At 35.3% G+C, this 19,309-nt stretch carries 21 protein-coding genes; 14 read left to right on the top strand and 7 right to left on the bottom strand.

Annotated features, from left to right (window positions below):
- Positions 1-61: 61 nt before the first annotated feature.
- The 4 genes from GYM74_RS09625 to GYM74_RS09610 form a co-directional block, all read right to left on the bottom strand.
- A complete protein-coding gene (locus GYM74_RS09625) occupies positions 62-505 on the bottom strand; it encodes a hypothetical protein (RefSeq protein WP_220218003.1) in 444 nt (147 codons plus the stop codon).
- 234 nt (positions 506-739) lie between these two features.
- Entirely contained in the window at positions 740-1,183 is a 444-nt protein-coding gene (locus GYM74_RS09620; protein WP_220218002.1) for a hypothetical protein, read from the bottom strand.
- 98 nt (positions 1,184-1,281) lie between these two features.
- Positions 1,282-1,866 (bottom strand): hypothetical protein, encoded by a 585-nt coding sequence (locus GYM74_RS09615; RefSeq protein WP_220218001.1) that lies wholly within the window; start codon positions 1,864-1,866, stop codon positions 1,282-1,284.
- Between the two features lie 190 nt (positions 1,867-2,056).
- Positions 2,057-2,761, bottom strand: coding sequence for a lipopolysaccharide core heptose(II) kinase RfaY (locus tag GYM74_RS09610; RefSeq protein WP_220218000.1), 705 nt, complete (start codon positions 2,759-2,761; stop codon positions 2,057-2,059).
- Positions 2,762-3,291: 530 nt separating this feature from the next.
- Here GYM74_RS09610 and GYM74_RS09605 point away from each other — a divergent pair.
- The 10 genes from GYM74_RS09605 to GYM74_RS09560 all read left to right on the top strand — a co-directional run bounded on the left by GYM74_RS09605 (position 3,292) and on the right by GYM74_RS09560 (position 11,242).
- A complete protein-coding gene (locus tag GYM74_RS09605; protein ID WP_220217999.1) occupies positions 3,292-4,026 on the top strand; it encodes a GntR family transcriptional regulator in 735 nt (244 codons plus the stop codon).
- Positions 4,027-4,035: 9 nt separating this feature from the next.
- The gene (locus GYM74_RS09600) at positions 4,036-4,884 is read left to right on the top strand and encodes a class II aldolase (RefSeq protein ID WP_220217998.1); all 849 of its coding nucleotides are present in this window, start codon (positions 4,036-4,038) and stop codon (positions 4,882-4,884) included.
- 22 nt (positions 4,885-4,906) lie between these two features.
- Positions 4,907-5,365 (top strand): PTS sugar transporter subunit IIA, encoded by a 459-nt coding sequence (locus GYM74_RS09595; protein WP_220217997.1) that lies wholly within the window; start codon positions 4,907-4,909, stop codon positions 5,363-5,365.
- A gap of 11 nt (positions 5,366-5,376) precedes the next feature.
- Entirely contained in the window at positions 5,377-5,664 is a 288-nt protein-coding gene (locus GYM74_RS09590) for a PTS sugar transporter subunit IIB (protein WP_220217996.1), read from the top strand.
- 2 nt (positions 5,665-5,666) lie between these two features.
- Entirely contained in the window at positions 5,667-7,013 is a 1,347-nt protein-coding gene (locus tag GYM74_RS09585; RefSeq protein ID WP_220217995.1) for a PTS galactitol transporter subunit IIC, read from the top strand.
- Positions 7,014-7,213: 200 nt separating this feature from the next.
- Positions 7,214-8,746 carry an L-fuculokinase gene (locus GYM74_RS09580; RefSeq protein WP_220217994.1) on the top strand — a complete coding sequence of 511 codons (1,533 nt, stop codon included), beginning with the start codon at positions 7,214-7,216 and terminating at the stop codon, positions 8,744-8,746.
- Positions 8,724-9,758, top strand: a complete 1,035-nt coding sequence (locus GYM74_RS09575; RefSeq protein ID WP_220217993.1) for a zinc-dependent dehydrogenase — start codon at positions 8,724-8,726, stop codon at positions 9,756-9,758. Before GYM74_RS09580 ends, GYM74_RS09575 begins: the two co-directional genes overlap by 23 nt.
- Positions 9,759-9,840: 82 nt before the next feature.
- A complete protein-coding gene (locus tag GYM74_RS09570) occupies positions 9,841-10,212 on the top strand; it encodes a hypothetical protein (protein WP_220217992.1) in 372 nt (123 codons plus the stop codon).
- 14 nt (positions 10,213-10,226) lie between these two features.
- Entirely contained in the window at positions 10,227-10,862 is a 636-nt protein-coding gene (locus tag GYM74_RS09565; protein ID WP_220217991.1) for a histidine phosphatase family protein, read from the top strand.
- Positions 10,863-10,945: 83 nt separating this feature from the next.
- Complete coding sequence (locus GYM74_RS09560; protein WP_065734823.1) at positions 10,946-11,242, top strand: GIY-YIG nuclease family protein; 297 nt, start codon at positions 10,946-10,948, stop codon at positions 11,240-11,242.
- Positions 11,243-11,331: 89 nt separating this feature from the next.
- Here GYM74_RS09560 and GYM74_RS09555 read toward each other — a convergent pair whose 3' ends face one another.
- The 3 genes from GYM74_RS09555 to GYM74_RS09545 form a co-directional block, all read right to left on the bottom strand.
- Positions 11,332-12,318, bottom strand: coding sequence for a serine/threonine protein kinase (locus GYM74_RS09555; RefSeq protein ID WP_220217990.1), 987 nt, complete (start codon positions 12,316-12,318; stop codon positions 11,332-11,334).
- 12 nt (positions 12,319-12,330) lie between these two features.
- Positions 12,331-12,942, bottom strand: a complete 612-nt coding sequence (gene yihA, locus GYM74_RS09550) for a ribosome biogenesis GTP-binding protein YihA/YsxC (protein WP_065562307.1) — start codon at positions 12,940-12,942, stop codon at positions 12,331-12,333.
- 67 nt (positions 12,943-13,009) lie between these two features.
- Positions 13,010-14,221, bottom strand: coding sequence for an aspartate aminotransferase family protein (locus tag GYM74_RS09545; RefSeq protein ID WP_220217989.1), 1,212 nt, complete (start codon positions 14,219-14,221; stop codon positions 13,010-13,012).
- A gap of 217 nt (positions 14,222-14,438) precedes the next feature.
- Here GYM74_RS09545 and GYM74_RS09540 point away from each other — a divergent pair, with 217 nt between their 5' ends.
- From GYM74_RS09540 to pflB, 4 genes are all read left to right on the top strand, one after another.
- On the top strand, positions 14,439-14,708 hold the full coding sequence (locus GYM74_RS09540) for an oxidative damage protection protein (RefSeq protein ID WP_220217988.1): 270 nt from the start codon (positions 14,439-14,441) through the stop codon (positions 14,706-14,708).
- 8 nt (positions 14,709-14,716) lie between these two features.
- The gene (mltC, locus tag GYM74_RS09535; RefSeq protein WP_220217987.1) at positions 14,717-15,787 is read left to right on the top strand and encodes a membrane-bound lytic murein transglycosylase MltC; all 1,071 of its coding nucleotides are present in this window, start codon (positions 14,717-14,719) and stop codon (positions 15,785-15,787) included.
- A 200-nt stretch (positions 15,788-15,987) separates the two neighbouring features.
- The gene (gene focA / locus GYM74_RS09530; protein ID WP_220217986.1) at positions 15,988-16,836 is read left to right on the top strand and encodes a formate transporter FocA; all 849 of its coding nucleotides are present in this window, start codon (positions 15,988-15,990) and stop codon (positions 16,834-16,836) included.
- Positions 16,837-16,900: 64 nt separating this feature from the next.
- Complete coding sequence (gene pflB / locus GYM74_RS09525; protein WP_220217985.1) at positions 16,901-19,183, top strand: formate C-acetyltransferase; 2,283 nt, start codon at positions 16,901-16,903, stop codon at positions 19,181-19,183.
- Positions 19,184-19,309 lie beyond the last annotated feature (126 nt).

Here is a 19,309-nt window from a genome sequence, read left to right as displayed (position 1 = left end):
AATTAATGTAAAAAAAAAGATATTTGCTTGCTTCTTAACTTATAACTGAATGACAAGTTTTTTATTCATCCCTTATTTTAATTAATTGAAAGCCATTTTCAGTTGGTTTAATTTCAAAGGTTCCTAAATCTCGAACTGTTTTATCTTCTACGCCTTCACAGTCGCCAGAACGCTGGAATAAATTGATCTGTAATCGAAGATGTGTTTCATCAATTTTTTCAAAAGTACCTTCCGAACCGGTAAAACAATCGTTACCACACCTAGCAGAGTATTTTGATAAGAAAGTACCATTAGTATTAAAAGTTAAAGAGTTACCGTAAATAAATTTCGTTCCATCCGAACTTATATGTAATCTTTCAGCGGGGGGATTGGATAACTCAAATAAATCCAATTCATGATTTACTACTTTATTAATTTGCCAAAGATCATTTTTCCAAAAGTCATTTATGTCATTTTGTGCAAAGCTATAAAATGGAAGCAATAATAAAAAAAGAATTTTTTTCATGATGAGTTTTACTTTTTAATAAGCCTTGATAAGAATTGTGTATAGATTTTAGACTAAAAAAACCGTTCCTCAACTTTTTATACATCAATGAATCAACTATTTTTGTATTATTTATCTAATAGATAAATAATAATTTAGGGAATAATAAATTAAGGAGTTAGTTTAATTAATATACTGAAAAGAAGGATATTACTTGCTTATTAGCTTCTTAGCTTATTATTTTATAGCTAGTCTTCATTCATCCTTTAATTTAACTAATTGATAGCCATTTTTAGTTGGTTTAATTTCAAAAGTTCCTAAATCTCGAACTGTTCTATCTTCTACGCCTTCACACCAGCCAGAACGCGCGAATAAATTGATTTGTAATCGAAGATGTGTTTCATCAATTTTTTCATAAATACCTTCCGAATGGGTAAAACAATCGTTACCACACCAGGCAGAGTATTTTGATAAGAAAGTACCATTAGTATTAAAAGTTAAAGAGTTACCGTAAATAAATTTCGTTCCATCTGAACGTATCTGTAATCTTTCAGCGGGGGGATTGGATAACTCAAATAAATCCAATTCATGATTTACTACTTTATTAATTTGCCAAAAATCATTTTTCCAAAAGTCATTTATGTCATTTTGTGCAAAGCTATAAAATGGAACCAATAATAAAAAAAGAATTTTTTTCATAATGAGTTTTACTTTTTAAAAAGTCTTGATAAGAATTTTGTATAGATTTTAGACTAAAAAACCGTTCCTCAACTGTAACTTTTTTTGAGGATGCAGTATTAATGTAATAAACAAGCTTGAATTTTATCGACTTCTTTATTGAGTGCATCAATAACTAAATCTGGGTGGGCTCTTTCTAAGGTTTTTACATTTTCAAACCCTTCATTGCCAATAGAACCAGTATATTGTTGAGCTTGTTTGATATTGCTAAATAGGTAACGGATATTTTTGGCATTGCGAGTTGCGGTTAATGTATAACTAACGAAGTATTTGGATTGTGATTGATAATTGGTAACAGCGTTAGCAACAACATTATTACCTTCAACTAACTTGATAGTATCGCCACCATTTATCGTAATTGCTTGTTGAGTGGGCATATTATAATATGGCCACCATGCTGAACTGAGATAGTTTTCACGGTTCAAAACCACTGGACTATTATCAAGTTCTTGCGCAATACAGAGTGATAAAGAAGAATGAAGGACGGTAATAGGTTGTGAAGTACTGTATTTATTTATGATATCCACACCAGACGTGTTTTGAGTAATTTCTACACCTTCTGTTTGATAGATTGACAGCATTTTCTGAGAAGAACAACCAGTTAGTAACGCAACTAAAACAGTAAAACCAATTAACTTTCTCATAACTCATCCTTCTTTGCTTGATTAGTTTAATTCTAAACGGTTATAAAAGTATTTACCAGTATTTAAAACAGAAGGATTTAGATATTTTTTAGCACTAGAAACTATCAAAAAAATTCTATTTATTATAGTGAATTAGTTATAATTTTTTAAAGAAAAATGAGAGAAGTTTGTTTTTCTCCCATTTGATTTATTAATCTTCTTTCCCGCGAATTTTACGTGATAACCGTTTAAATCCGTGAGTAAATTTTTTAATTGCCATAGCCAGGAAAGGAACGTTAATTTTAATGCCAAAACGCTCACGCAATTCGATTGCATCATTGGCTTTAGTTAACCAAATAAAACCGGAGTTAGTTAAGTCGATTGCTTTGATTTTACCCTCTGGAGTTAAAATAAAGTTACCACCATGAACATCGTTTGAAACAAGATTATAACTATGCAGTTTTTCAATACATGCTTTAACTTGCTCTCCATATTCACGCATTTCATCCCATGTTAATGAACGTCCTTCTATAAAATTAAAGATCATATAGTGGCGATTGGTGGTTTTATCAAAAGCGACTAAATAGAGTTCATAAGCGATATCGCATTTATCCAACGAAATTTTAGCCAGCTTACGAATTAGATTAAAATAAAAATCACCAGTGATTTTAGCGATAAGTCGACGTTCTAAACGATGCTCAACACCGCCATCTATTTTGAAAATAAATTTAGATTGATTGTGATTAATTAGATAAGTATATCTCTCAATTTTATCACTTGGATCGAGTAGCTCATGATGTCCTTCTTCGGACAAAAATTGGTCAAAAAGTTCCAAATAATTTATCTCATCATTTTGTACGTAAGCGAACTTCATATTGCCGCGCTCGATTTCAATAATGTTTGCAAAGTTATTCAAGTTTTAAAGTCCTAAGATACATCAAAAATGATGTTTATCTTAAACACTATCAAGCTTAAAGTAAATGAAACAGTCGATATTAACGGGCGATGCATACGAAAAGATATCGGTTACTAGCTAGCTCAAATGTAATTAGCTTAAAAATTGTTAAAGGTAAGTAACCCATTTGTTGGATGCCGTTTTTATTTATGCCTCCGTGTGTTTACTATTAATAATGTTAAATCTATCTTTAATCTGCCAAGTAATTTAGCCTGACTATCGAATAAAAATAAACTTATCGTTAAATAGCGCTTTGAAATATGACTTTTTTATTTGCAAAATAATTTTATTTCTTCAACAATTCCTTATTGTTATTTAGCATCTTATTATCTTTAAGTTATATCAGAACTAAATACAGTCAATTATCTAAATTTTATTGATAAATATTAAAATGTGATTAAACTCACATTTTGTTTAAAAACTAGTTGTCCATAGTTGTACATAGTTGTCTATGGATGTATATTTAACTTAACTAATATTTGGGGTAACCAATGAGTATCAACAAATTTTCTAGCACACCTCTTTATGTACAAGTCAAAGAGTGGATAAGAAATCAGATTTATCGTAATGATTTAAAAGCGGGCGACAGAATCCCGTCGGAAAACGAGATCATGAGCCTACTGTCTGTTAGTCGAGGCACAGTTCGAAAAGCGGTAGAGTTACTGATTAATGAATCTGTGCTGGAACAGATTCAAGGTAAAGGAACGTATGTAAAAGCTGAAAACATCTCTTATCAATTAGGTTATGGACTACAGTCATTTGCCGAATCGTTAGAAATGCAGCACGTCAAGTTCACCACCGAGGTTATCACCAAAAGAGTAGAGAAAGCAAACGAATATATTAGTGGAAAATTACAAGTTCCGCTTAACGCAAATATTTTTTATATGGAAAGGGTAAGAAGCGTCAATGGTGAAAAAATCATGTTTATTGAAAACCGAATCAATTTAGCTTTATGTCCTGAAATAGAGCAGGTCGATTTTACTAAACATAGTTTATTTAACCAAATTGAACGCATTACCCATAAAAAAATAGATCATTCGGACTGCCGTTATTCAGCCCGAGTGGTAGGTAAGGAGCGGGCAGATATATTAAATATTAGTGATATCTCCCCCGTTCTTCATTTAGAACAATTAGTTTACCTTGATAATGGTCTACCAATCGAGTTTGGTAATGTATGGCTAAAATCAAACGTAAACTACTTGGGGACAACACTTAGACGAAAGTAGGAGTTAGTTATGGCATTAGTCAATGGGTATACTTTATTAGGTGAAGCTAAAAAACAAAAAACATTAGCTGGCGCATTTAATACAACAAATTTGGAAACAACTTTAGCCATATTAGATGCAATTGAAGAGAGCAACATACCAAGCATGGTGCAGATTGCACCGACAAACATCGTGTTATCGGGTTATAAATATATTGTCGATATGGTTCGTAATCGAGCTAGTACCATGAAGACACCATTTTGTCTGCATTTGGATCATGGCAAAACTTTTGAAGATGTTAAGCAAGCGGTTGAGGCTGGTTTTACCTCAATTATGATTGACGGCTCTCATTTACCTTTTGAAGAAAATATTCAATTGACAAAAAAAGTGGTCGATTTTTGTGGTGGATACAACATTCCGGTAGAAGCAGAGTTAGGTGCCATCACCGGTAAAGAGGACGATGAAGTTAATGAAGCAGATCGTAAAACCGATCCTAATCAAGTTCAAGAATTTGTTAAACGAACTGGCTGTGCAACTTTGGCTGTATCAGTTGGTAATGTGCACGGTTTTGAACAACAGCCCAAAATAGACTTTGATTTACTTGGCAAACTATCCGACATATCCCCCGTATCATTGGTCATCCATGGTGGTTCAGGAATTGATGATCAAACTTTGCAAAAAATTAGCCAATATAATGTTGTTAAACTCAATGTCGGTGGTGATTTGCGTAGAGCTTATATCAGTTCAATTGGTAAACAATATGTCGCTAATAATAATGAATATAATCTTATTAAAGTATTGTTAAAAGCAAAAGGCGATGTGAAGCAAGTTGTTTACAACAAAATACTATCTATGAATTTATTAAACATTCATCGTTAAACTAACGTCATAGGTGGTAAATATGCAATTAGAACAATTGGATGACAATATTATTTTTTTAAACAAAAGCTTTGAAAGCCGTGAAGCAATGTTTGGAGCCATTAGCCATGTATTATTAGCAAATCATTATGTTACAGAACAATACTTACAAAAAGTTATTGAACGAGAAAATGAACATCCAACCGGATTTAAATTAAAAACCCTTAATGTTGCGATGCCTCATGTTGACAGTGAGTTTGTAAAAAAAGATGGCATGTTTGTTGTGACCAGTAAACAAGGCATTATTTTTAAAAATGCCGAAACTGATGAAGACCTCTCCGTCAATATCGTATTTGGTTTACTGTTAAAACGATCCGATACCCACTTAACTTTTTTAATGAAATTAGCATCATCGTTCAGCAATGATCAGATTTTGCAAAAAATAGTTGAAAGTAATAACAAATTTGAAATCAAAAAAATCTTAAAAGATATTTTGAAATAAGGAGCTTTATTATGAAAAAAAGAATCATTTTTGCCTGTACCAGTGGTATTGCAACTTCAACTATTGCAACTGAGAAAGTTAAAAATTATTGTGCCGAGCATGGTATCGAGGTTGAAAACATTCAGTCTGATGTCGCAACTGTACAATCTCAAGACGGTATGGCTGATTTAATTATCGTGACTTCTAAAGTGTCTTATCAATTAGAGAAAACACCAATTATCAATGGCGTACCTTTAATTACCACTATAGGTGAAGAAGAAGTCTTAGCCGAAATCGTTAGGATCTTGCAAGGAGATTGATTATGGCTGATAAGTTACTTGAAGTTGTCCAATATATTTTGGGCTTCGGGCCGACCGTCATGTTACCTGTTGTCATCTTTATAATGGCACTGTGTTTAGGGGTAAAAATAGGGCGGGCAATTCGTTCATCATTAACCATTGGAATGGGCTTTGTTGGTATCTTTGTTATTTTTGACTTGTTAGGAACCAGTCTTGGCAGTGCAACAACTGATTTAGTTGAACATGCCGGAATTGATTTACCCGTCATTGATCTTGGGTGGCCACCGTTAGCAGCAATTGCTTGGGCTTCACCGATTGCCCCTTTTGTAATTCCAATGACCATTATTATCAATATTGTGATGTTAACCGTTAATTGGACTAAAACTGTCGATATCGATTTATGGAATTTCTGGCATTTTACCTTTGTTGGTGCGCTGGTTTATAGCAGTACTGGCAGCTTTGTCTATGGATTGATTATAGCAGGGGTTACTGCTGTGATAACTTTTGTTTTGGCTGACTGGTGTGCGCCTATGATTCAAAAGTATTTTGAGTTACCCGGTATATCACTTCCGACACTATCATCTGTTATCTTCTTTCCTATTGGTGTGTTAGGTAATCTTATCTTAGATAAAATACCGGGATTACAAAAATTGCATGCCGATCCTCAAACGATACAAAAAAGATTTGGTATCTTTGGCGAACCGATGATGATTGGATTTGTCATAGGTGGCGCAATTGGTATAGCGGCGGGTTATGATGTTAAAGGGATTTTAAACTTAGCGATTAATCTTGGTGCTGTCATGTTAATTATGCCAAGAATGGTTAAATTACTCATGGAAGGATTGTTACCATTATCCGATGCAGTGAAGCAATTTTTAAATAAAAAATTTCCTAACCGGAAAAATTTATACATTGGTTTAGATATTGCTGTTGCTGTTGGGCATCCATCGGTGCTTTCTACTGCACTTTTACTTATTCCCGTTGGATTGATTTTATCAATCATATTACCCGGTAATAGGTTATTACCACTTGGCGATTTAACCAATATTTGGGTACCTATTTCCATGGTGGTATTAGCTTGTCGTGGCAATATTGTGAGATCATTTATTATCGGCATACCTTGCTTAATTGTGAATCTTTATGTTGCTTCAGCTGTGGCGCCGATAATTACCAACATTGCAAAAAGTATTAATTTCCCGGTAAAAACCGACGGTGAATTTTCAAGCTTATTAGATGGTGGTAATCCCTACCGTTTTTGGGCAGTGAAAGTATTTGAAGGAAATTATATCGCTTTAGCCTTAATTCCAATAATTTTCATCACTTGTCTTTTATTGTATCGCCACACTAAAAAAACATGGGATCTAGCCTAAAAAAATAACGTATACCCACTATAAATAACACTTTTAATTGAGGTAATGAATCTGATAAGGCAACTTATCGGAATGGAGACAGCTACACTTTTTTTCAAGATGAATAAATTTAACTATATGATTAATTTGTTATTTTATAGTGGGTGTGCACTCAATTTGCTTGAAAACTATCGAGCGAAAGGGTAAGTAAGGAGGTTAATATGTACTCGATTGGGATCGATATCGGGACAACAAATTGTAAATTATGTGTTTTTGAATTGCCTTCACTAAAACTGGTTGATAGCGTTGCTTTTCAAACCCCTAAAGTGATTTCAGAATATGGATCGGACTTTGATATTACATCGTTATATAAACAGCTTGAAAAGGCTATCATTACGCTTATTGGTTCATCTTCTCAAGCGCAAAATGTTAAAAATATCGTTATTGCAAGCGTAGGTGAATCAGGTGTACTGATTAATGAAAAAGGTGAGGTGGTAGGCCCGGCAATCACTTGGTATGACACCAGAACTAAGAAAAATGTAGCAGAAATTAATCAAAAATTCACCGATGATGAGCTTTATGCAATTACCGGTATTCCTGTGCATAGTAACTATAGTTTAACTAAAATTTTATGGATTCGAAAAAACATTGATTTGGATATCGATAAAGTTAAATGGTTATGTATTGCCGAATATATGGCTTATAAATTGACTGATGTAAAAAGAGCAGAGCCTTCACTTGCGTCAAGAACGCTGGTTTATGATCTGAAAAATCATTGTTGGTCACAAAAAATTGCGTCAGCTTTTGCGCTCAATCATCTATTTTGCGATCTTGTTCAATCCGGCAAAAATATTGCGAAACTTAAACCAGCGTTGGCCCAAAAACTCAATTGTAGTCAGTCAATCATGGTTTCAATTGGTGGTCATGACCATATGTGTGGTTCAATCGCAGCCGAACTTAAACCGGGTGAAATTTTAAACTCAACCGGCACCACTGAAGGATTACTGTTATTACGTAATCAAGCCAATTTTGACAACGGTTTTTTAGATAGTCATCTATCAAATGGGCAATATGTTATTGATGATTTATATACGCTTTATGCTTCTCTTCCGTCAGCGGGTTATAGCATTGAATGGTTTAAACGATCTTTTTCGGTGAGTGATGATGAATTTAATCAATTAATCGATTCATTGCTTGGCAAACTGACCGATTTACCTTACCTCAAAGCAAACCTATCAATCTTTATTCCGCATTTGCGGGGAAGTGGACCACCTAAGCGTAATATTGATGCCAAAGGGCTTTGGTATGGGTTTGATGAAAACAGCACTTTATCAAATATATTATTGGCTGTTTTTCAAGGATTGTGTTTTGAATTAAAAAATACCTTGACCACTATTGAGCAATTAACCGCAAGCTATCACCCCATAATAAAGGTAATCGGTGCGGCGGCAAAAAATCCACTGTGGTTGCAGTTAAAAGCCGACATTCTTGGTCGAGAAATCATATCGTGTAATATCAAAGAAGCGGTTTGCAAAGGTGCAGTCATGTTAGCCGGATATCAAAATCACTATATTGATAAAAATTCAGATAAGCAGAGTGATAACTATTTGGTTCGGTATATCCCCAATTTGCAAATAAATCACTATTACAATTCCGTTTTTAAACACTATTACCAGCCATTTTTTGATTTAAAAAACCGTTTAGAATTTAAAAGTAAAAAGGACAATAAAGATGAAAGCGTCAGTATGTTATAAACAAAACGATTTAAGAACAGAGGATCTTCCGATTCCTGATATTTCTGATAATGAAGTATTGATAAAAATGCTCGCCTGTGGTTTGTGTGGTACCGATATTCAAAAAATTAGGGGCGATAGTGTTAATAAGCCTACCGTGCTAGGACATGAAGTAGTCGGTGAGATTGTTAAAAAAGGCCAAAACGTTGATCGTTTTGAGCTAGGCGATAGAGTTATCACTGCAATACATGTTCCTTGTTTTACTTGCCACTATTGTAATAAAGGACATTACACAATTTGTGAGCAATTTAGAACAAATAATATCGATCCCGGTGGTTTTGCCCAATTTATTCGTATTCCCGAATTACATTTAAAGCATTTGACCCATAAGGTTTCCGATAGTGTTACAGATGAAGAAGCTACCTTAATTGAACCTATTGCTTGTTGTTTGCATGGTCTTAAGCAAGCAGATATTAGACCTAATGATAGTGTACTTATTATGGGCGCCGGAACAATCGGCATCTTACATGCGCAGTTAGCCAAAATTAAAGGCGCAAATAAAGTCATTATTAGTGATATGTCTGAATTTAAATTACAAACAACACTAAAAGTAGGATGTGATTATACAATTAATATTGCAGAGAAAAATATTTTTGAAGAAGTGAATAAAATTACCCATGGGCAAGGCGTTGATGTCATTGTTATTGCTGCCGGGGTTTCATCATTAGTGTCTGATGCAATTAATCTGGTAAGAAGGGCGGGGAAAATCATTGTCTTTTCCGGGTTTGATAAAAATAAAATGGTGAATATTGATGCCAGCCGTTTCTTTAAGGATGAAATTAGTATTATCGGCACTTATTCGGTGACACCTTATGAGTTCCCGGAAGCGTTAGATCTGCTTGAGAAGAAAAAACTCAACACTCAAGAAATGATAACCCACGTTTTTCCTTTAGATAAATTAAGCGAAGCGATTGATTTATCGACTGATCCTAAACAATCAGTATTAAAAGTTGTCATAAAAACTGAACTATAACAAGCCAATTACTTTGTTTAAAACAGCACAATCATTGGCAATGATGAGATGAGCAAAATTTAGTATTAATAAGGTAGAACAGATGAAAAAAGTATCGATTATTCTGATTTTAGTCGTGTTATTGGTTAACTTTTATTCTATCAGTTATGGTTTATATTCGAATTTTGCTCATTCTCAATTAGATGTTTTTTCAACACTGCTTTACTTGGTCATACTGTGCTGTATTGCGCTGTTGATTTATTTGATTATCAAAAAAAATCAGAACACGCCAATTTATCTCACTTTTTACTTTTTTCTTTGTTTAATTACCACAACGGTAGAGATTATCTATTTATCTTCACAGCAAATCGGTACAGGTAACAATATGATTTATTTTTTGATCTATTTTTCACTATTTATTTATGTCATCAAATCAATCAGCCTCAAAAAATATTTCTCTACTTCAAAAAAATGAAAGGGAACAACTTTATGTTTAAAAACATCAATCTTTATTTTGTCCGCCATGGTGAAACAAAATGGAATCAATTACAGTTATTTCAAGGATCATCAGATTCTCAACTCACTTTAAATGGTATTAATCAAGCAAAATTAACTGCTAAAGCAGTAGACAAGGTGAATTTTGTTAACGCTTACGTAAGCCCACAAAAGAGGGCTGTTGATACTGCAAAGCTTATTATTAATAACCGAGATATTTCCTTAAAGTTGCATGAAGGATTAAAAGAGATTGATTTTGGTCAATGGGAGGGTAAATTTGTGCCCGATTATTATGCTGACCCAAACTTTATCTATTTACAAACTGATGCCCAAAAATATTCAATAGCTGACAATCAAGGAGAAGATTTTAGAAGTGTATTTATGCGTTCCATACAGGCAATTGACGATATCATAACTGAAAATCATCATGGAAATATTTTAATTGTTTCGCATGGTTCATTGTTAAGACAACTGATTTATGTTCTTACGGGTGGAAATTGGCAAGAACATTTACAAAATACAGAAATTTTAGCAAATACCAGCATTAGCATTATTAATTATAAACAAGATGATATTGACTCGTGTGGTTATTTTACGTTGACATCGATTAATCAAACCGATCATCTCTAATAATAGGACGGGACTTTACTGATTAAATTGGTTAAACAGCGTATTATATCCATCTAAATTACATCTGCGTTTTAAATTTGGTTATGGGTAATCATTCTGCTATTTGGTTTTTGTATATTATCAGAACGGCTAAACACTCTTTATATACCGGTATCACAACTGATGTCGCCAGGCGTTTACGGCAGCATCAAAATGGTAAAGGTGCTAAACACCTTAAAGGGCATCATAATTTAACCGTTGTTTATCAAATCAGTGTCGGTGACAGATCAACCGCTTTGAAACTTGAGTATCGTATAAAACAGCTTTCAAAACAGAAAAAAGAGCAACTGGTAGCAAACGCCCCCGACTTAGTGAATTTATTAACCTTAATCAATCGATGATTTGCTCTCTTGCTGAATATTGAATGATACCATTGTCCCGATTTGCGATAGAGGTTATTTGGCGTGATTGATTCTTGATACTGCTCATTTTAAAACATTGACATCAATTGTAGCGGTGGTGCTTTAATGGCTTGACTTTGCCGATTAAATTCAGCTAATTGCTGATACCAAAAATCAGCATCGATTATCCAAGGAAATGCGATTGGAAAAGCTCTGTCTTGCCAACGCTGAACTATCCAAGCTAGGTAGTGCACCATTCTCATTGCTCTAAGTGGTTCAATTAAACTCAGTTGGTTCATATCAAAATGATAAAACTCTTGATAGCATTCAAGAATGCTATCAAGTTGCAATTGTTGCGCTTTTCGATCGCCATTGAGTAACATCCAAATATCTTGAATCGCTGGTCCATTACGTGCATCATCAAAATCGACAAACATGGCACTATCACGCCATAATATATTACCGGCATGGCAATCAGCATGCAGGCGAATTGGTTGCCAATCGGTATGCCAATGCTGCTCAACAATCTGTATTAAGTGGGTTAAACTGGTCTTGAGTTCGTCATGGATTTTCTTAGGGATCAAATTAGAGGTTAACAAAACTTCTTTAGGCTGATAAAGATATGCTTCCAGTCCAATTGTAGGGCGATAAATAAAAGGTTGTTTTGCACCAATTTGATGAATACGTCCCAGCAAAGTGGCTACCGATTCCATCTGCTCGATATTATCACTTTCATATTGCCGTCCTCCTACACTTGGGAACAGAGCAAATAGGTAGCCTTCATATTCATGCAAAGTTTGACCATTAAAGGTTAATGGCGCAGCGACAGGAATATCAGCTTCTGATAGTTGCTTAGTAAATTGATGCTCTTCAAGAATTTGTGCCTGATTCCAACGATAGGGGCGATAGTATTTGGCGACATATCGTATGCGATCCTCATCAGAAAATTGATAGACACGATTTTCATAACTATTTAAAGCAGTCAGCCCCGAATCAACCCGAATACCAACGGTTGCCAAACTAGCAAAAATAACGTCGGGTGATAATGATTGAAATGAAAAGGCTGAACTATCCATTTTAACGTTCCTTTATTGTTGGCTGAACCATTGGTCTAATTTCTGTTTCAAAGGCTCTAAGCCGATACGTTTTGGCGATGAAAACGGTGCAACAGTAATATCACCTTGAAAAGGTAAGATAGCTTCTTTAACCATGTTAACCTGTTTTTTTAATGCGCCTGAAGCGAGTTTATCGGCTTTAGTTAACAGTAGCATAACTGGAATATCAACTGATACAGCCCACTCAATCATTTGTTGGTCGAGATCTTTAAGCGGATGCCGAACATCCATTAATACAATTAAGCCTTTTAAACTTTCTCGTTTTTGCAGATATTCGCCTAATGATTTTTGCCATTTGCGTTTAATCGCTTCCGGAACTTGTGCATAACCATAGCCCGGTAAATCAACTAAACGACAATTTTCTTCCACTTCAAATAAGTTAATAAGTTGCGTTCGTCCCGGTGTTTTACTGGTTCTTGCTAAAGATTTTTGATTGGTTAATGTGTTAAGTGCACTTGATTTACCGGCATTAGATCTGCCGGCAAAGGCAACTTCAACGCCACTATCAATTGGTAAATGTGAAATATCGGGTGCACTTAAAATAAAATGCGTTTTAGCATAGTTTAATGGTCGAATGTCGGTCATAAAAAATGTCCTTTAAGTGCATTAACGGCACTTAATCACTTAAAATGCCGTTACTGTATAGAAAAACTTAGGAATTGACAACTTTTTCGACTGCTTTTGACAAGCGTTCCATTCCGGCTTGAATTTCGTTTTCACTGATAATTAAAGACGGTGTAAAACGCAATACATCCGGGCCAGCATTTAAAATCATTACTTTACATTCAGCTGCGGCATTTAAAAAGTCGCGGGCTTTACTGTGATATTCAGGTTGTAAGTAAGCACCTAATAATAGACCTTTGCCACGATACTCCCTAAATACGTTAAATTGTTGATTTATATTTTCAAGATGCTCAATAAATATTGCTCGACGCTTTTCTACACCTGCAAGTACTTCTGGTGAGTTGATAATATCAAACGCTTCACAGCCCACAGCGCAAGCTAAAGGATTTCCGCCATAAGTGGTGCCATGTACACCCGGATGCATAACTGATGCAATATCTTCGGTTGTTAACATCGCACTTATCGGAAAACCGCCACCTAATGCTTTTGCTGAAGTTAAGATATCGGGTATAACGCCATATTGTTGATAGGTATACAAGCTGCCGGTTCGTCCCATTCCGCACTGCACTTCATCAAATACAAGTAGCGCTTTATATTCATCGCATAACGCTCGAACGCTGGTTAAAAATTCAGTTGTTGCTGAATTTAAACCTCCTTCACCTTGTACCGGTTCCAGTACAACTGCACAAGTATGATCATCCATAACCGCTTTAACTGCATCAAGATCATTAAAAGGTACATGGATAATATCAGCCGGTTTGGGTCCAAAACCGTCGGAATATTTAGCCTGCCCACCGACTGAAACAGTAAAAAAAGTTCGCCCATGAAAAGACTGATTGAAAGCGATGATTTTGGTTTTATAAGGACTGTATTTTTGCGTGGCATAATAACGAGCCAATTTGAAAGCTGCTTCATTGGCTTCGGCACCTGAGTTAGCAAAAAAAACACGATCAGCAAAGGTATTATCGATAAGCTTTTTGGCTAAACTTAAAGCCGGTTCATTAGTAAACACATTGCTAACATGCCATAACTTTTCACTTTGTTGTTGTAGAGCTTTAATCAATCGTGGATGACAGTGCCCCAAGGCGTTAACTGCAATGCCACCGGCAAAATCAATATACTCTTCGCCATTTTGATCCCAAACACGACTACCACTTCCTTTTACCGGAATAAATTGAGCAGGAGCATAAACGGGTAATATCACTTTATCAAATAATTCTCGAGTCACATTGGATTGCATTATTCAGTCCTTATATTCTGTTTTAAGCCTTTTTATTCTATTTTATGCCTTTTTATAAGGGTGTAAAGTAAATATTTATTCATTTATTTTGAATTAAAATTCATTTATGTAACGATTCGGCATAAATTGAGATATTAAATAATTTTATTCTTTTCTCGATTTATTTTCGGTTATAATCAGCGCTTAACAAATAATAGTTTCTAAAACAGGATTAAATATGAGTCGTATTATTTATTGTCATTATTTAAAAAAAGATGCCGAAGGCTTAGACTTTCAGCTCTATCCTGGTGAGCTTGGTAAACGTATCTACAATGAGATTTCCAAAACAGCTTGGCAAGAATGGCTTAAAAAACAAACAATGTTAATTAACGAAAACAAACTTAATATGATGAATGCTGAGCATCGTAAAAAAATTGAATCTGAAATGGTTAAGTTTTTATTTGAAGGTGAAGATGTCGTTATTGATGGGTATAAACCAGAACATTGAGAGCTAACATGAAAAATAAAATAAAAATTATTACACTGCTGGTAACAGTAAGTCTTTTAACCGCTTGTCCCGGTCCTAATTCAAAGAAAGAAGATGAAGATTATTATGTTAAAGATACCAATGCATTTAATATCTTAATAAGTCAATATGCGAATAATATAGAACAGATTTGGGGACCAAAAGAAGTGCTTATTGCCGGGCCCAAAGATTATGTGCAATATGAAGATAATTTAAGAACACGGGTGCATATTAACTTTGTTTCCGGCGTTATTACCATTGAAACGTTATCCGATACGCCGGAAATTAATTTAAAAGAGGCAATTGTCTCAACACTATTGATGCCTGAACCGGTCGAGATTATTCGAAGAGATAAAGTTAGCCAAGATTTATCAGAAGAACCCTTTTTATATAATCAGGTATTAGACCAAGATCGCCAACCAATACGTTGGAGCGGGCGAGCCAATAGTTTTGCTGATTATCTAATAAGCAATAACATGAAAACCCGTAACTCCGGTTCACATAGAATCACTTACGTTGAAATTAAACTCGTTCCCAACCATATCAACCAACGTGCTCGAAAATTCCTACCGCTTGTCACTCAAGCTTCTAACCGCTACTTAATTGATGAGCGATTAATTTTAGCTATTATGGAAGTTGAATCAGCATTTAACCCATTTGCGGTAAGTCGAACTGATGCGCTAGGGCTTATGCAAGTTCAACAACATACCGCTGGTCGTGATATCTTCAAGTTACGGGGTAAATCGGGTGAACCGAGCCGACAATATTTACTTGACCCTCGTAATAATGTCGATATGGGAACAGCTTATTTGTCATTGCTGAAAACGAAATATTTAGCCGGTATTAATAATCCTATCTCATTAAGATATGCCATGATCACATCTTACAATGGTGGTGCAGGAAGTGTATTAAGAACTTTCTCAAGTGATCGTAATGAGGCTATTAATATAATTAACTCAATGACCCCACAACAAGTGTATCGAAAACTGGTAACATCGCACGTATCTCAAGAGTCACGTAACTATTTAATAAAAGTCAGTAAGATACTCGACAATAGATAATCTTTGCTAGTAACCGCCGTAAGCCATTTTATCTTCCCTAATCATGGTTAGATAAGGTGGTTATGCGGTTGAGCCTTGATTTTCGCTCTCACAATGTTTTTTTAAGTTTTAAAGTTTTTTAACAAAAAAAACGTGATCTGCTTCAAATTTTGAGTATACTATGCGTCTCATAAAACCCTAGTTTTTTTGAGGATGTCAACTTGAGTAATGATAAGCTTGTGGACTCGTTATCTCCCGCACAAATGACCCAAATTGCCGAAGAGATTGGCAATTACAAAGTAAATAAACACCCTAGTAGCACAATTCTTTCAGCCATCATTGCCGGTGTTTTCATTTCAATCGCTTTTGTTTTTTATATCACTGTTACAACCGGAACGGCAACCGTTGCTTTTGGTTTAGCCAAATTGGTTGGTGGTATCTGTTTCTCGTTAGGACTGATGCTTGTTGTTTGTTGTGGCGCTGATCTTTTTACTTCTACCGTACTGACAATTTTGCCGAGAATGACGCACAAAGTCAGTTGGTTTAAAATGATACGCAATTGGATTTTTGTGTATATTGGTAACTTTATTGGTGCTATACTGTTTGTTGCAGTTATCTGGTTTTCCGGACAGTATATGGTAGCTAACGGATTGTGGGGTTTGAATGTACTACAGACCGCTGATCATAAATTACATCACACATTTGTTGAAGCCGTATTTCTGGGCTTACTTGCTAATTTAATGGTGTGTTTAGCGGCTTGGATGAGCTATGCTGGTCGCAGTTTATTAGATAAGATGTTAATCATGGTATTACCGGTGGCGATGTTTGTTGCAAGTGGTTTTGAACATAGTATTGCCAATATGTTTATGATCCCTATGGGTATTGTGATTAATAATTTTGCTTCTCCTGAGTTTTGGACGGCAGTTGGCGTTTCACCCGATGCGTTTAAAGAATTAACAGTTGAGCATTTTATATTGAATAATTTAATTCCTGTGACAATCGGGAATATTTTGGGTGGTTTAGCAGTAGCGCTACCTTATTGGGCTTTATATTTACGTAAGCCACATTGATTTTATAATATCTGCCCTTATGTATGAGTAGATAGATATTTTTGTAAACCTGAGGTGAAAAACTATGAGTAATTTAAACGAAGTACAAGCAACTGCTTGGAAAGGATTTAAAGATGGTGATTGGCAAAATAATGTTAATGTCCGCGATTTCATTCAAAAGAACTACACGCCATATGAAGGTGATGAGTCTTTCTTAGCGGGCGCAACGGATGCGACAACTAAGTTATGGGCTAAGGTAATGGAAGGCATTAAAGTTGAAAATGCTACCCATGCTCCTGTGGATTTTGATACAAGTGTTATTTCGACAATTACTGCTCATGATGCAGGTTACATTGAAAAAGATTTAGAAAAGATTGTTGGCTTACAAACTGAAAAACCATTAAAACGTGCGATTATCCCGTTTGGTGGAATCAAAATGATCGAGAATTCTTGTAAAGCATACAACAGAACGCTTGATCCATTAGTCAAAAAAATCTTTACTGACTATCGTAAAACACATAACCAAGGTGTGTTTGACATCTATACTCCGGATATCCTTCGTTGTCGTAAATCAGGTGTTATTACTGGTCTTCCTGATGCTTATGGTCGTGGTCGTATCATTGGTGACTACCGTCGTGTTGCGCTTTACGGTATCGACTTTTTAATGCAAGATAAATTTGCACAATTCAACTCATTACAAGCTGATTTCGAAAATGGTGTTGACTTAGCTATGACTATGCAACGTCGTGAAGAAATCGCTGAACAACATCGTGCTCTTGGTCAAATCAAAGAAATGGCAGCTAAATATGGCTACGACATCTCTGGACCAGCTAAAACAGCTCAAGAAGCGGTGCAATGGACATACTTCGGTTACTTAGCGGCAGTTAAATCTCAAAACGGTGCGGCAATGTCTCTTGGTCGTACTTCTACATTCTTTGATATCTACTTCCAACGTGACCTTGAAGCAGGCTTAATTACTGAACAAGACGCTCAAGAAATTGTTGACCATTTCGTTATGAAATTACGTATGGTTCGTTTCTTACGTACGCCTGAATATGATGAATTATTCTCTGGTGACCCAATTTGGGCAACTGAATCAATCGCAGGTATGGGTGTTGACGGACGTACTTTAGTTACTAAAACTTCATTCCGTTTCTTAAATACACTATATACAATGGGTCCTTCACCTGAGCCTAACATGACTATTCTTTGGTCAGAACAGTTACCAAGTGGATTCAAAGAGTTCGCATCTAAAGTATCTATTGATACCTCATCATTACAATATGAAAATGATGATTTAATGCGTCCTGACTTCAATAACGATGACTATGCAATCGCATGTTGTGTAAGCCCGATGATTGTTGGTAAACAAATGCAATTCTTCGGTGCACGTGCCAACCTTGCTAAAACTCTTCTATACGCAATCAATGGCGGTGTGGATGAAAAACTTAAAATGCAAGTTGGACCAAAAGAAGATCCAATCACTGACGAATACCTTGATTTTGACAAAGTATTTGCTCGTTTAGATCACTTTATGGATTGGTTAGCAAAACAATACGTAACTGCACTAAATGCAATTCACTATATGCATGATAAATACAGCTACGAAGCATCATTAATGGCACTACACGATCGTGACGTTATTCGTACAATGGCATGTGGTATTGCTGGTCTATCGGTTGCTGCTGACTCATTATCTGCTATTAAATATGCAAAAGTGAAAACGATTCGTGATGAAGACGGTTTAGCTGTAGATTTTGAAATCGAAGGTGAATACCCACAATTCGGTAACAACGATCCACGTGTAGATGATATCGCAGTTGATTTAGTTGAACGTTTCATGAAGAAAATTCAAAAACTTAAAACTTATCGTAATGCAATTCCTACACAATCTGTTTTAACCATTACTTCAAACGTTGTTTATGGTAAGAAAACTGGTAACACTCCAGACGGTCGTCGTGCTGGCGCACCATTTGGACCTGGTGCTAACCCAATGCACGGACGTGACCAAAAAGGTGCGGTTGCTTCATTAACATCTGTTGCTAAACTACCATTTGCTTATGCTAAAGACGGTATTTCTTATACTTTCTCTATCGTACCAAATGCGTTAGGTAAAGATGATAGTGCACGTAAACGTAACTTAGCTGGTTTAATGGATGGTTACTTCCACCACGAAGCAACTGTTGAAGGTGGTCAGCACTTAAATGTTAACGTTTTAAACCGTGAAACATTATTAGATGCAATGGAACATCCTGAAAAATATCCACAATTAACTATTCGTGTTTCTGGATACGCAGTACGTTTTAACTCATTAACTAAAGAACAACAAAAAGACGTTATTACACGTACTTTTACTCAGTCAATGTAATTTAGTTAACTGATACTGACTTGAAATAGCGCCTCATTAAGGCGCTATTTTTTTATCAGCATAAGCTTAAGCTTTGCAAACACCATAAAAACGCTATAAAAAAATAGTGTTTTTTAACCGATATTG

It is taken from the genome of Gilliamella sp. ESL0405, from assembly GCF_019469205.1.
GTDB lineage: Bacteria > Pseudomonadota > Gammaproteobacteria > Enterobacterales > Orbaceae > Gilliamella.
Note: the sequence above shows the minus strand (reverse complement) of the source record. Positions and strands in the feature narration are given on the sequence as shown.